The sequence below is a fragment of the Cupriavidus sp. H19C3 genome (assembly GCF_049393815.1).
In the GTDB taxonomy this organism is placed as follows: Bacteria; Pseudomonadota; Gammaproteobacteria; order Burkholderiales; family Burkholderiaceae; genus Cupriavidus.
In genome coordinates this window covers 428,874-442,527 of the sequence record NZ_CP184985.1, presented here as the reverse complement: position 1 = coordinate 442,527, position 13,654 = coordinate 428,874, and the positions used below count along the sequence as shown (strand labels likewise).

Sequence of the window (13,654 nt, the reverse complement as noted above, 5' to 3'; positions counted from 1 at the left end):
GCAGCGCATTCCAGCCTGCGGGTTTTTTGTTTTTCGCCATATTCGGACCTGACATGGGTCGGGCTGACACGCGGGCTGACACGCGGGCTGACACGCGTTACGCTGCCATGTTTTGCGACGCCGGACATCCGCTGCATTTTCCAAACTCCCTTCATTGGCACATTGGCATTCAGGCGCGCACGCACGTCGGGCCTGGCTACGGCGCTTATGTCGGTGCTGGTGAATGAGTGTATCAGTATTCAGTGGCGCTTCCGGCATTATCCTGCCATGCCCTCGCCCGGTATCGCGAGAATTGAGGGGCTTTGCCCGCGAACCTCGCCGGCGCGCGCCCCATGTGCAAGATCCTGGCCTCACTCGGCCGAATCGTCGTCCAGCAGGCTCGCGCGCTTGCCGCGCTTGAGCCAGGCCGCCAGGTTATGCGGCCGCAGTGTGTCGTACTCTTCAAACGGTTGGTGAATCCACGGATTCGTCGGCAGGAACGTCACGTGATAATCGGGCTCGACCTTCGAGCACGCCTTGTACCAGATCACCGCCGAGCGTACCTCGGTCACCGCCGGATAACGCTCCTGCAAATGCCGGCCGACGCGTTCCAGCGTGATACCCGAGTCGACCAGGTCGTCCACCAGCAGAATGCGGCCGGACAGCTCGCCGCGCGTCATCGTGATGTATTGCGCAATATCCAGTTCGCCTTGCTGCGTGCCAGCCGCCTCGCGATAGCTGCTGGTCGCCAGGATAGCGAGCGGAACGTCGAAGATACGCGACATCTGGTCGCCCACGCGCAGACCGCCGCGCGCAAGGCACAGGATCTTGTCGAACTTCCAGCCCGACTCGTGCACGTTCAGTGCCAGCCGCGCGATCAGCCGATGGTATTCGTCCCAGGAGACCCACAGGTTCTCTTCGTCATTGGTCGGAAGGTTCATAGCGTGCTCTTCTCTCAGTCGTGCCCGGTATTACCGGGCTCTGTCACCCGGTTCTGTCACCCGGTTGTGCCCGGTGTTGTATTGACCGTTGATGCGCGCGGCATGCCCGCTTACGGCTGCCGCGATACCCGATAAAGGCTTCGGCCCGCAAACGCGGGCCGAAATCCTTTCGATCTGCCGCGGCTCTCGTGCGCCGCCGGCGTGCCGCGTCAGGACACCTGGTAAGGGTGACGCAGCAGAATGGTTTCGTCCCGGTCGGGACCGGTCGAGATCATGTCGATCGGAATGCCGACCACTTCCTCGATGCGCTTCAGGTAGACGCGCGCCGCTTCCGGCAATGCGTCCCAGCGCTTCACACCAAACGTCGATTCGTTCCAGCCCGGGAATTCCTCGTACACCGGCTCGCACGCTGCCACGGCGTCGGAGCCGCGCGGCAGGATGTCGACCGTCTTGCCGTCGAGGCGGTAGCCCACGCACAGCTTGATGGTCTCCAGGCCGTCCAGCACGTCGAGCTTGGTCATGCACAGGCCCGACACGCCGTTGATCTGCACCGAGCGCTTGAGCGCGGCGGCATCGAGCCAGCCGGTACGGCGCGGACGGCCGGTCACCGAGCCGAATTCCTTGCCGACGTTGGCCAGGCGCACGCCTACCGCATCCTGGCGCGACGGATTGTCGTTGTCGTACAGCTCGCTCGGGAACGGACCCGCGCCAACGCGCGTGCAATACGCCTTGGTAATGCCGAGAATGTAGTTCAGGCGACCCGGGCCCACGCCGGCACCCGCGGCGGCCGCACCGGCCACGCAGTTGCTCGAGGTCACGAACGGATAGGTGCCATGGTCCACGTCCAGCAGCGTGCCCTGCGCGCCCTCGAACATGAGGTTGCCGCCGGCCGCGTTGACCGCGTACAACTCCGCCGACACGTCGGCCACCATCGGCTTGAGGCGCGGCGCGTAGGCCAGCATTTCGTCCAGGATCTGCTGATAGTCGAGCGCGTCAGCGCCGAGGTACTGCGTCAGCATGAAATTGTGGAAATCGAGGTTCTCGCGCAGGCGTTCGGCAAACGCCTTGGGGTCGAACAGGTCCTGCACGCGCAGCGCGCGACGTGCCACCTTGTCTTCGTACGCGGGACCGATGCCACGACCCGTGGTACCGATCTTGGCGGCGCCACGACGGGCTTCGCGCGCCTTGTCGATGGCCACGTGGTACGGCAGGATCAGCGTGGTCGCCTCGGAAATGCGCAGGCGGCTCTGCACCTGCAGGCCGGCGGCCTCGAGCTCCTCGATTTCGCGGAACAGCGCCTCGGGCGACAGCACCACACCGTTGCCGATGTAGCAGACCGTGCCTTCACGCATGATGCCCGACGGGATCAGCCGCAGAATGGTCTTCTTGCCGCCGATGATGAGTGTGTGGCCGGCGTTGTGGCCGCCCTGGAACCGCACCACGCCTTTTGCATGGTCGGTAAGCCAATCGACGATCTTTCCTTTGCCTTCGTCACCCCACTGGGTTCCGATCACGACGACGTTGCGTCCCTGGCCTACTGCGGATGCGGACATGTTGAATTGGTCAGAAGGTTAAAAACGTATTCTACTCTCGTTGCCGGTCGATGCCCGTTTTTTGGGCGATTGCCGGCTGCTATGTGACAAGACTGTGCACACCCTCCGGAATGCCGGAGGGCCTGCGGGTCACGCGAGAAGTGAAAAAGAAGGGGAAAAACGGCGCGCCGCATGGCGCGCACCGCCACACCTAGCGCGGCGTCACAACCCAGCCGTCGCCCTGGCGCACCAGTTGGCGGTCGCAGTTGAACTCGTCGAGCTCGTGCGTATGACCCGGCAGCGACTGGATCACGATCTCGCCCGCGGCGCGCAGCGCGGTAATGGCCGCGCGCAACGCCGGATCGGCATCCCATGGCGCAAACACGGCCTGCGCCCGCACCTCGACCGGCGACAGGGCCGCCACCTCGCGCAGGTCGAGCGAAAACCCGGTAGCGGGCCGCGCGCGGCCAAAGGCTTCGCCCACCTTGTCGTAGCGGCCGCCGCGTGCCACATAGTTGGGCAGGCCAGCCACATAGGCCGTGAACATCACACCGCTGTGGTAGTGATAGCCGCGCAGATCGGCCAGGTCGATATTGACGCTGGCGCCGCGCACCTGCGCCGCCAAAGCCGCCAGTTCGTCAAGCGCGCGGCCGATGACCGGGCTGGCCGGCAGCGTGGCGCGCGCGCGCTCGATGACGTCCACCCCGCCATACAGCGTGGGCAATGCGAGCAGCGCCTCGCGCTCGGTCTGCGGCAGACCCGCGGTCAGTTCGCGCAGGCCCGGCACGTCCTTGGTTTCCAGCGCGGCGAACAGCGCGTCCTCGACCTTGCGCACGGACGGCAGCCCGTCCAGCACCGCCCCGAGGATGCCCGCGTGGCACAGGTCCAGGCGCACGTCCGAGAGGCCCGCCGCCTGCAGCGCGGCCAGCATCAGTTCCTGGATTTCCACATCGGCCTCGAGGCCGGCATGGCCGTAGATCTCGGCGCCGATCTGGATCGGCTCCCGGGTGGCATGAAAGCCGGCCGGACGCGCGTGCAGCACGTTGCCGGCGTAGCACAGGCGCGTCACGCCCGGGCGATTCAGCAGATGGGCGTCGATGCGCGCGACCTGCGGCGTGATATCGGCGCGCAGGCCCAGCGTGCGACCCGACAACTGGTCGACGAGCTTGAGCGTGCGCAGGTCGAGATCGTGGCCGGTCCCAGTCAGCAGTGACTCGAGGTACTCCAGCATCGGCGGCATCACCAGCTCGTAGCCATAGGTGCGGAACAGATCCAGCATGCGGCGGCGCAGTTCCTCGATCTTGCGCGCCTCCGACGGCAGGACGTCGGCAATGTTTTCCGGCAGGAGCCAGTGATTGGACATGGTGCTTCTCATTTCTGTCATACGGTTGCGGAGGTACGTCGCGCCGGTTCATGCCTTTGCGTTGCGGACGGACCTCGGACGAAACCCCGGACGAGCCGGGGTTTCGTCGTCAAACTCGGTGGTGGCGACGCCCTACTTCTTGCCGCTTGCCGCCGGCGCATTGGCGCCGCCCGCGGAACGCATATAGCGGAAGAAATCGGAGTTCGGTTCCAGCACCATCACGTCGCGCTTGTCGCGGAAGGTGGCACGGTACGCCTCCATGCTGCGCCAGAACTGCGCGAAGCCGGGATCGCGCCCAAACGCGTCGGCGTAAATCTGCGATGCCTTGGCATCGCCGTCGCCCTTGATCACCTGCGCGTCGCGATACGCCTCGGCCAGCACCACTTCACGCTGGCGATCCGCATCGGCGCGAATCTTTTCGCCCTCGGCCGCGCCGGTGGAACGCAGCTCGTTGGCCACGCGCTTGCGCTCGGCCTCCATGCGGCGGTACACCGATTCGCTGATCGCGGGCAGCAGGTCCACACGCTTGAGGCGCACGTCGAGAATCTCGACGCCGACCGACTGCGCGTATTCGCCCATGCCAACCCGGATGTTCTGCATCACCTTGTCGCGCTCGCCCGCCACTACGTCGGCCACGGTGCGCTTGCCGAACTCCTCGCGCGCCACCGCATCGATACGCTGTGTCATGCGATCCTGCGCGCCGCGCACGTTGCCGCCGAAGGCGACGAAGAACTTGCGCGGATCGACGATGCGCCATTTGACGAACCAGTCCACCACCATGCTCTTCTTCTCGGCGGTCAGGAAGCGCTCGTTGGCGGCCACGTCGATGGTCTGCAGGCGGCGGTCCATGAAGACCACGTTCTGCAGCGGCGGCGGCAGCTTGAAGTGCAGGCCGGGCTCGCGCACCACCTGCTTGATCTCGCCGAAGGCGAACACCACGGCGTACTGGCGCTGGTCGACCACGAACAGCATCGACGAAGCCACGGCCAGCACGACCACAATACCGATGGCAAAGGAAATCAGTCGGTTCATGACGGTCTCCTTAGCGCGAATCGCGGTCGCGGTTGCGCATCGCGTCACGCGAGCGGATATCCGTGGACGCGTCCGGCACCGCCGGTGCCGTCGTGCCAGGCGTGGTCGCGGCCGGCGTGGGCGTGCCGCCCTGGGTCTGCGCCATCAGCTTGTCGAGCGGCAGGTACAGCAGGTTGCTGCCCTGCTTGACGTCGACGAGCACCTTGGTCGAATTGGCGTAGATCTGCTGCATGGTTTCCAGATAGATACGGTCGCGCGTCACTTGCGGCGCCTTGGCGTATTCCGTTTGCACCGAGCGGAAGCGCGAGGCATCGCCCTCCGCCTGCGCCACCACGCGCGAGCGGTAGCCCTCGGCCTCTTCCTTCAGGCGCGCCGCGGTACCCTTGGCCCGCGGAATGATGTCGTTGGCGTAGGCCTGGCCTTCGCTGATGGCGCGCTCGCGGTCCTGGCTGGCCTTGTTGACGTCGTCGAACGCGGCCTGCACCTGCTCGGGCGGCTGCACGCTCTGCACGTTCACCGAGATCACGCGGATGCCGGTCTTGTACGCCGACAGGATGGCCTGGATCGACTTGGCCAGCGCCTGCGCGATCTGCTCGCGGTTCTCGTACAGCACCGCGTCCATCTTGTTGCGGCCGACGATCTCGCGCACCGACGTTTCCGCGGCCTGCGTCACCAGCTCCTCGTCGCCGCCGCGATCGGTCTTGTTGAAGAACAGGAATTCGCTCGCGTCCTGGATGTCGTACTGGACCGTGAAACGGACGTCGATGATGTTCTCGTCCTGCGTGAGCATCGACGAGTCCTTCAGGTTGCTGTCCTTGATCGACGTGGCGCGACCCACCTCCACCGACCGCACCGCCGACAGGTTGACCACCTCGGCCGACTGGATCGGCCAGGGCATGCGCCAGTTGATACCGGGACCGGTGCTGTACTTGTACTTGCCGAACTGCAGGATCACCGCGGTCTGGCCTTCCTGCACCATGAAGAAACCGCTCGCCAGCCAGATGCCGACGATGGCGGCGATCAGCACGCCAACGCCCACGCCCGAGCCCTTGCCGGAGGTACGCGGGCCGCCAAAGCCCTGGTTGTTGCCGCCGCCGTTGTTGTCCTTGCGGCCCAGCAGGCCGTTCAGGCGACGGTTGAAATCGCGCCAGAGTTCGTCCAGGTCGGGCGGGCCGTCCTGCGGACGCTGGTTCTGCTGGCGGTTGTTGTCCTTGTCCTTGTCTTCGTCGTCCTGACCGTTGCGGCCCCACCGGGGGTCGTTCAGCGAGAAGATGGCGCGCAGGCGCTGCCAGCCACCGCGCCGCGGCGCAGGGTGTGACGAGGCGCCGGTCGCGTAGCGCGAGTCAGGATTCCGGGAGAACTGGGGCATGAAGTGCACGGGTCCGGGAAGTTGTGAACAGGGGGATTCTAGCAGCCATCCCGATCACATTTACGCAATCTCGCCATGATCGTCGGCAAATCCAGGCTTATCAGCAGCGCTACCGCCGTTGCCGCCCCCTTTATTGCCCTCGATGCTGCCTTTCTGGTTGCCCCTGGCCTCCCCGCCGCTCTCGTCGGGGGCGCCACCGTCGCCGGCGTCCGGCACCGGATGGTCGAGCCGGGGGTCGTACTCGGGGGGCACGGGCGGGCACGAGGCGAGCCAGTGCGCCACCTCCACCACGGCCTCGCGCAAGGCGTCGAGGCCCAGGCCATCGCGCGCCGAAATAAAAACGCGGGTCGGCACGCCGTCCTCGTCGCGCTCGATGCGGGGACCCGACTCCAGCAATTCGGGCGCCGCGTCGATCTTGTTCATGACGATGATCTGCGGAATGTCCGAGGCGTCGATTTCCGCCAGCACACGGTTGACCTGCTCGATCTGCTCGCGGCGCACCGGGCTCGAGGCATCCACCACGTGCAGCAGCAGGTCGGCATGCACGGTTTCATCCAGCGTGGCCCGGAACGCCTCGACCAGCTGGGTGGGCAGGTCGCGGATAAATCCGACCGTATCGGATAGCACCACGTTGCCCAGCCCATCGAGGAAGAGCCGGCGCGAGGTGGTATCGAGGGTCGCGAACAACTGGTCCGCGGCATAGGCGCGCGCCTTGGTCAGCGCGTTGAACAGCGTCGACTTGCCGGCATTGGTATAGCCGACCAGCGAAATGCTGAGCGTATCGTTACGCGCCCGGGCACGGCGCTGGGTGCGGTGCTGGCGGCGCAGCCGCGACAGGTCGGCCTTGAGCCGCTTGGCGCGTTCGTCCAGCATGCGGCGGTCCAGTTCGAGCTGGCGCTCGCCAGGGCCGCCACGCATGCCGATCCCGCCCTTCTGCCGCTCCAGGTGGCTCCAGGCGCGAACCAGGCGCGAGGCCTGGTACTGAACCTGCGCCAGTTCCACCTGCACCTTGCCCACATGGCTCTGTGCGCGCTGGGCGAAGATATCGAGGATCAGCCCGGTGCGGTCGATCACATGGCGTTGCAGGAAGCGCTCCAGGTTCCGCTGCTGGGCGGGGCTCAACGCATGGTTGAACACCACCACGTCGGCGTCGAGCGCGTCGGCCGCTTCCTTGAGTTCCTCGGCCTTGCCCGAGCCGATAAACAGCGCGGGATCGGGACGTGGGCGGCGGCCGGTCAACGTATGCACGGGCACGGAGCCGGCGGTCGTGGTCAGCAGCGCGAGTTCGGACAGGCTTTCCTGGAAGTCGTGCTTGCCGAAATCGACGCCGACCAGGATGGCGCGCGACGGCTCGGTATGGGAGGTGGCTCTGGGTTGCAAGGGCGGGACAGGGGCGCGGGGCGCCGGGTAGGAATTCGTTGGATCAGCGTGCCATCAGTGACAGGCCCGACTGACGCTGACCGGGACGCGGTTCTGGACGCCGACCGGCCGCATGGCACGACGGGCGATGCGTGGCCACGCGAAACGCGACGGGCCCCATGCCAGGCATGCGGGCGGCCGTAAAAAACGGTGAAACACAGGCGCGGAAACACAGCGCGACACCGTCGGAACGCCGGCGCGGGCATGCGGCACGGTCGCGCGCCGATCTGCGCTGAGACACGGATGCGCGGAGGCACGGATGCCAGCAAAGCGATTGAAGCGATTGAAGCAAGTAAAGCGGGTTAAGCGGGTTAAGCGGGTTAAGCGGGTTAAGCGGGTTAAGCGGGTTAAGCGGGTTAAGCGGGTAAAGCGGGTTAAGCGAGTAAAGCCCGGGAAGCGGGAGACGCCGGCAAGGCCGGTACTGCCCGTAAAGCCAACAGAAACAATCAAGTCAACGCGCGGCCGCACCGGAATGCAGCCGCGGACAGACGGGATGCGCTTAGCCCTCGGTGGAGTCATCCACGCGGAAATTGACCGCGCGCGCCGGGACAACCGTGGAGATCGCATGCTTGTAGACCATCTGCGTCACCGTGTTACGCAGCAGGACGACATACTGGTCGAACGACTCGATATTGCCTTGCAGCTTGATGCCATTGACGAGGTAGATGGAAACCGGCACGTGCTCTTTGCGCAGCGCGTTCAGGAACGGGTCTTGTAGCAATTGCCCTTTGTTGCTCATGGCACACTCCAAATTTATAGATTTAGTGATGGATCATGGGGACGGACATCCCCGGTTCAAGTCTATCGGCACAAAAACGCGCCAAAAAAGATCAAAACGGTACCAGCCGGACCTCAAGGCGCAGGGGGGCTTCCCCCTGCTAACCGTGAATTTAGCCGCAGTTCCAAACGAACGCAAACGAATCTTGCCCGCGCCCGCAAGCCGGGCTCGCGGCACCGTAGCGACTCATTCCTTCGAGTCGACGTACGGGTTTTTGTTCGTGCGAAATTCGATGCGAAGCGGCGTGCCTTTAAGCTTGAAAGCGGTACGGAAGCGGTTCTCCAGATAGCGCCGGTAGGTCTCCGCCACGCCGGACAGCGCATTGCCATGCACCACGATGATCGGCGGGTTGGAACCGCCCTGGTGCGCATAGCGGAGCTTCGGCCGCGACGTGCCGACCCGCCTGGGCTGCTGGAATTCCACGGCCTCCTGCAACACGCGCGTCAGTTGCGGCGTCGGCAGCTTGATCATCGCCGCGGCGTAGGCTTCGTCCACCGACCGCATCAGCGCGCCGATGCCGGTACGCTCCCGTGCGGATACGAAATGGAAGTTGGCAAAATTGAGAAACTGCAGCTTGCGCTCGAGGTCGTGCTTGATGCGGTCGCGCGTGTGGCCGTCCAGGCCATCCCACTTGTTGACCCCCACCACCAGCGCCCGGCCGGACTCGACGATAAAGCCGGCGATATGCGCGTCCTGGTCGGAAATGTCCTGCTGCGCGTCGAGCAGCAGCACCACCACGTTGGCGTCGGCGATCGACTGCAACGTCTTGACCACCGAGAACTTCTCGATCGCCTCGAACACCTTGCCGCGCTTGCGCAGGCCTGCCGTATCGATCAGCGTGTAGGGCTTGCCGCCACGCTCGAATTCCACGTAGATGGCGTCGCGTGTGGTGCCGGGCATGTCGAACGCGATCACGCGCTCCTCGCCGATCAGCGTATTGACCAGGGTCGACTTGCCCACGTTGGGGCGGCCCACGATGGCAATCTTGACGCCGTGCTGGCCGCCGTCTTCCGGCTCGGCCAGCTCCGGCCGCTCCTGCACGGCGAGGTCGAGCGCCTCGTCCACCAGCTCGCTCACGCCGTCGCCGTGCGTCGACGAAATCGCATAGGGGTCACCCATGCCCAGTTCGTAGAAATCCGACGCGACCGAGGTGTACTTCATGCCTTCGGCCTTGTTGACCGCCAGCATGATGCGCCGGCCGGTCTTGCGCAGATAGTCCGCGATCACGCGGTCCTGCGGCGCCAGCCCCAGGCGGCCATCCACCAGAAAGATGACAACATCGGCCTCTACCACGGCCTGGCGGGTCTGCTTGGCCATCTCGGCGACGATGCCGTCCTTGGCCACGGGCTCGAAGCCGCCGGTGTCGATCACGATAAAGGGACGATCGCCAATACGGCCCTCGCCATAATGGCGGTCCCGTGTCAGGCCCGGCAGGTCGGCGACGAGGGCGTCGCGCGACCGGGTCATCCGGTTGAATAGCGTCGACTTGCCCACGTTAGGGCGGCCGACGAGTGCGATAACTGGTTTCATGCAATAAACGGAAACGGGGCCGGGGGTCGGCGGATGCCGCCCCGACTGCTCCGGAGTCATATATGGCGCGGCCTGCCATGTGGCAGGCGACGATTTCCCGACGCTGTTCGGATACCTCCCGACATGCCCCCGGCGAAGAGGCCATCGGGCGCCCCGTCGTCGGTCCTGTCGGGGCCTGTGCGAAGCCGGGACGGCATGGCAATGCCGGGCTTGCACACGGGCTGGGTGGCACGACCGTGGATCATGCTACCGGATTTGGCGCCGCCCATGCGACAGGGGCATGGGCGCCAGCGCGGGACGGCCGTATCAGTTTGGTACGAACCCGTACACGTCGCCGTCGCGCGTCTGCACCACGAGGGTCTGGCCCGCGATTACCGGCGCCGCGCTGATCGCGCTGCCGTCGGTCCGCATGCGGGCCACGATCTGACCGTCCTCGCGCGACAGGAAGTGGACGTAGCCATCATAGTCCCCCACCACCACCGAACGGCCCAGCGCCAGCGGCGTGCCCAGGCTGCGGTAGCGCAGCTGGTCGTTCTTCCAGCGTTCGTTGCCGTTCTGGCGGTCGAATGCATAGACGGTCGACGATTCGTCGCTGGCAAACAGCGTCGTGTCGTCCTGCGCAAGGCCGGTCGGCGACGAGAAATCCTTGCCCCACTGCGGCTGGCCGTTGGCCAGTTCAAGGCAGGCGATGCGGCCCTGGAACGTGGTCGCGCATACCTGGCGGCCACTGACCATGGGTTGTCCGGTCACGTCGTTGAGGCGTTCGATTTCCGACACACCCTTCGGATACGAGACCGTGCTTTCCCAGCGCAGCACGCCATTACCGGGGGCCAGCACGCCGAGCTTGCCGCCCGGGAAGCCCATCACGATGCCGTCGCCGGCGAACACCATGCCCATCGCCGCGCGCAGGTTCAGCGGGGTCTGCGAGCGCTGATAGATCCAGCGGCGCTCGCCGGTCTGCGCATCGAGACCAAGCACGCGCGTATCGGTGGTGCGCACCACCACCAGGCCGTTGCCGACCAGCGGCGCGGACAGGACCTCGCCGTTGACCTGCTTCTTCCACAACTGCTTGCCGCTCGCATCGAAAGCGTAGATCGCGCCCTTCTCGCCGGCAACCGCCGTCACGCTGCCATCCGTGCCGGGGCCGGACGTCAGGTCGATATCGGTGCGCGCCTTCCACAGCGTGCGGCCCGAGTTGCCGTCGATGGCCATCACGTTGCCGCTCTTCGACGACACGTAGACGTTGTTGCCGGACGCCGCGGGCGCCATCACGTACGGGCCGCTGCTGCCCACGTCGACGTTCCAGGCCTTGCGCACCGACAGTGTGGCGGACACGGGCTTCAGCTCGGTGGGCGGGTGCTTGTTCTCCTTGCCGAACAGCGAGCAGCCGCCCAGCACGCCCAGGCAGGCGCCGACGGTCAGCGCGCGCGCGACCTGCCGCGACGCTTGACGGGATGAACGTTTGGCAGCGGCGTGTAGCAGTGACGTCATGAGAATGCGTTCCCTTCTCTCTTCTCTCTGATGCTCGATCTCGCGGCGCCGCCTCAGGCGGTGCCCAGCGCGTCGAGCTTGAACTGAATGACCTGGCGCATGCCGGCATCGCCGGTGCCCAGCTTGTCGAGTGCGAGGCGATAGGCCGCTCGCGCGTCGTCGCGCTTGTCCTGGGCGGCCAGCAGGTCGCCGCGGCGGTCCGCGTACAGCGATACGTACGGTGCCGGCGGATCTTCCTTCAGCAGCGCGAGACCCTGGTCGTAGGCCTTTTCGTCGAGCAGCACGCCAGCCAGGCGCACGCGCGCCAGGTATGCATAGTCGCCATCGCCGTGATCGATCGCCCATTGCAGCTGCGCCTTGGCACCGGCCAGGTCGCCGGCATCGTAGAGCGTCCTGGCCGCGACCAGCGCGCTCATCGGACCATAGGCGGTGCCGCCGAACTTGCTCTCGAGGTCGCTGGCGGCGCGCTTCACGCGGTCGGCATCGTGCGCCTCGGCGGCCTTGGTCACCTGCTCGTACAGCAGCGCGGCGTCGCGCGCCTGCGAGCGCTTCCAGTAATTCCAGCCACCCCAGGCCGCAAAGGCCAGCAGGCCCGCGATCAGGGCCCAGGTAATGACGTTGCCATACTGGTTCCACCAGGCCTTGATATTCTCAAGTTGTTCCTGCTCTTCCAGATCGTAAGCCATGTCGAGGCGTCACCCGCGTTGATTGATTGTTTCGTTGCCAGTGGCCGCTGCCACGTGGTGCTGCGTGACCGGTGCGTACTCAGTGCGTGGTACCACGGACGTGGTCGGCTTCGTCGCCGGCGTCGTCGTCATCGGCCTCGATCGCATTGACCATGGCGTCGATCACGAACTCGACCAGACCTTCGGCCGGCACACTTTGCTGCTGGCCGCCCTCGCCAGCCGCGCCGGCACGCAGCTCCTTCACCTGCACCACGCCGGCGGCGATTTCATCGTCGCCGATGATGACGGCAAAGCTGGCACCGCTGCCGTCGGCACGCTTCATCTGCGACTTGAAGCTGCCGCTCTTGCCATCGGGGGTGGCATGGAGCACCACGTTGAGTCCGGCATCGCGCAGGCGCTCGGCCGCGATCATCGCCTGCTCCGCCGCCGCGGTGCCCTGGTGCACCACATAGACGTCGCACCCTTCGGCTTCCGGCGTCAGGCCTTCTTCGCGCATCAGCTCGATGATCCGCTCGATCCCCATGGCCCAGCCGCACGCGGGCGCATGCTTGCCGCCCATCTGCGCGACCAGCGGATCGTAGCGGCCGCCGCCGGCGATGGTGCCTTGCGCGCCGAGCTTGTCGGTGACCCACTCGAATACCGTCAGGTTGTAGTAGTCGAGGCCACGCACAAGGCGCGGGTTGATCTTGAACGGAATATTGTTGGCCTTGAGCAGACGCTGCACGCCCTCGAAGTGCGCGCGCGATTCCTCGCCGAGGAAGTCGATCAGCTTCGGCGCGTTGCTCGCCATTTCCTGCAGCGCGGGGTTCTTGGTATCGAGCACGCGCAGCGGATTGGTGTACAGGCGGCGCTTGCCGTCCTCGTCGAGGATGTCCTGGAAGCCCTCGAGATAGCGGATCAGCTCCTCGCGATGCGCGGCACGCTCGTGGGCCTGGCCCAGCGAATTCAGTTCCAGCCGGACATTGGTCAGGCCGAGGTCGTCCCACAGGCGCTGGCACATCAGGATGATCTCGGCGTCCACGTCGGGGCCGGCAAAGCCGAGCGCCTCGATGCCGAGCTGGTGGAACTGGCGATAGCGCCCGCGCTGCGGACGCTCGTGACGGAACATCGGGCCCATGTACCAGAGGCGCTTGGGGCCGTCGTACAGCAGATTGTGCTCGATCGTGGCGCGCACCGCGGCGGCCGTGCCCTCGGGGCGCAGCGTCAGGCTGTCACCGTTGAGCGAATCCGTGAACGAGTACATCTCCTTCTCGACGATGTCCGTCACTTCGCCGATGCCGCGCACGAACAACTGGGTCTGCTCGAGGATCGGCGTGCGGATCTGCTCGTAGCCATAGGCGCGCAGCATCGACCGCGCCGCAGTCTCGAACTGCTCCCACAGCGGCGCGTCGGCGGGCAGCATGTCGTTCATGCCCTTCACGCCCTGCAGCGCGCGCACCTTCTCGGCCTTGTCCGACCTGGCGGATTTTTCGGGTTGCCCGGATTGCTCGGATTGCGTCGTCATCTCTTCTGTATCGGTTCTTCTGGGTCGAAC

11 protein-coding genes are annotated in these 13,654 nt (G+C 65.7%); all 11 read right to left on the bottom strand.

Annotation, left to right across the window (positions count from 1 at the left end; translation table 11 throughout):
• Nucleotides 1-350: 350 nt before the first annotated feature.
• The 11 genes from DFLDMN_RS02065 to hisS all read right to left on the bottom strand — a co-directional run bounded on the left by DFLDMN_RS02065 (nt 351) and on the right by hisS (nt 13,531).
• A complete protein-coding gene (locus tag DFLDMN_RS02065; protein WP_423196874.1) occupies nt 351-920 on the bottom strand; it encodes a phosphoribosyltransferase in 570 nt (189 codons plus the stop codon).
• A 209-nt stretch (nt 921-1,129) separates the two neighbouring features.
• On the bottom strand, nt 1,130-2,473 hold the full coding sequence (locus DFLDMN_RS02060; RefSeq protein ID WP_423196873.1) for an adenylosuccinate synthase: 1,344 nt from the start codon (nt 2,471-2,473) through the stop codon (nt 1,130-1,132).
• Between the two features lie 190 nt (nt 2,474-2,663).
• Complete coding sequence (locus tag DFLDMN_RS02055) at nt 2,664-3,815, bottom strand: ATP phosphoribosyltransferase regulatory subunit (protein ID WP_423196872.1); 1,152 nt, start codon at nt 3,813-3,815, stop codon at nt 2,664-2,666.
• A gap of 132 nt (nt 3,816-3,947) precedes the next feature.
• Nucleotides 3,948-4,847, bottom strand: coding sequence for a protease modulator HflC (gene hflC / locus DFLDMN_RS02050; RefSeq protein WP_423196871.1), 900 nt, complete (start codon nt 4,845-4,847; stop codon nt 3,948-3,950).
• 10 nt (nt 4,848-4,857) lie between these two features.
• Nucleotides 4,858-6,216 carry an FtsH protease activity modulator HflK gene (gene hflK, locus DFLDMN_RS02045; RefSeq protein ID WP_423196870.1) on the bottom strand — a complete coding sequence of 453 codons (1,359 nt, stop codon included), beginning with the start codon at nt 6,214-6,216 and terminating at the stop codon, nt 4,858-4,860.
• 60 nt (nt 6,217-6,276) lie between these two features.
• Nucleotides 6,277-7,596, bottom strand: coding sequence for a GTPase HflX (hflX, locus tag DFLDMN_RS02040; protein ID WP_423196869.1), 1,320 nt, complete (start codon nt 7,594-7,596; stop codon nt 6,277-6,279).
• Nucleotides 7,597-8,134: 538 nt separating this feature from the next.
• Nucleotides 8,135-8,374, bottom strand: coding sequence for an RNA chaperone Hfq (hfq, locus tag DFLDMN_RS02035; protein WP_238263859.1), 240 nt, complete (start codon nt 8,372-8,374; stop codon nt 8,135-8,137).
• Between the two features lie 225 nt (nt 8,375-8,599).
• Entirely contained in the window at nt 8,600-9,943 is a 1,344-nt protein-coding gene (gene der / locus DFLDMN_RS02030; protein ID WP_423196868.1) for a ribosome biogenesis GTPase Der, read from the bottom strand.
• A 306-nt stretch (nt 9,944-10,249) separates the two neighbouring features.
• The gene (bamB, locus tag DFLDMN_RS02025) at nt 10,250-11,434 is read right to left on the bottom strand and encodes an outer membrane protein assembly factor BamB (protein WP_423196867.1); all 1,185 of its coding nucleotides are present in this window, start codon (nt 11,432-11,434) and stop codon (nt 10,250-10,252) included.
• A 53-nt stretch (nt 11,435-11,487) separates the two neighbouring features.
• Nucleotides 11,488-12,120: a YfgM family protein gene (locus tag DFLDMN_RS02020; protein WP_423196866.1), complete on the bottom strand. Its 633-nt coding sequence runs from the start codon at nt 12,118-12,120 to the stop codon at nt 11,488-11,490.
• 79 nt (nt 12,121-12,199) lie between these two features.
• A complete protein-coding gene (gene hisS / locus DFLDMN_RS02015) occupies nt 12,200-13,531 on the bottom strand; it encodes a histidine--tRNA ligase (protein ID WP_423198281.1) in 1,332 nt (443 codons plus the stop codon).
• Nucleotides 13,532-13,654 lie beyond the last annotated feature (123 nt).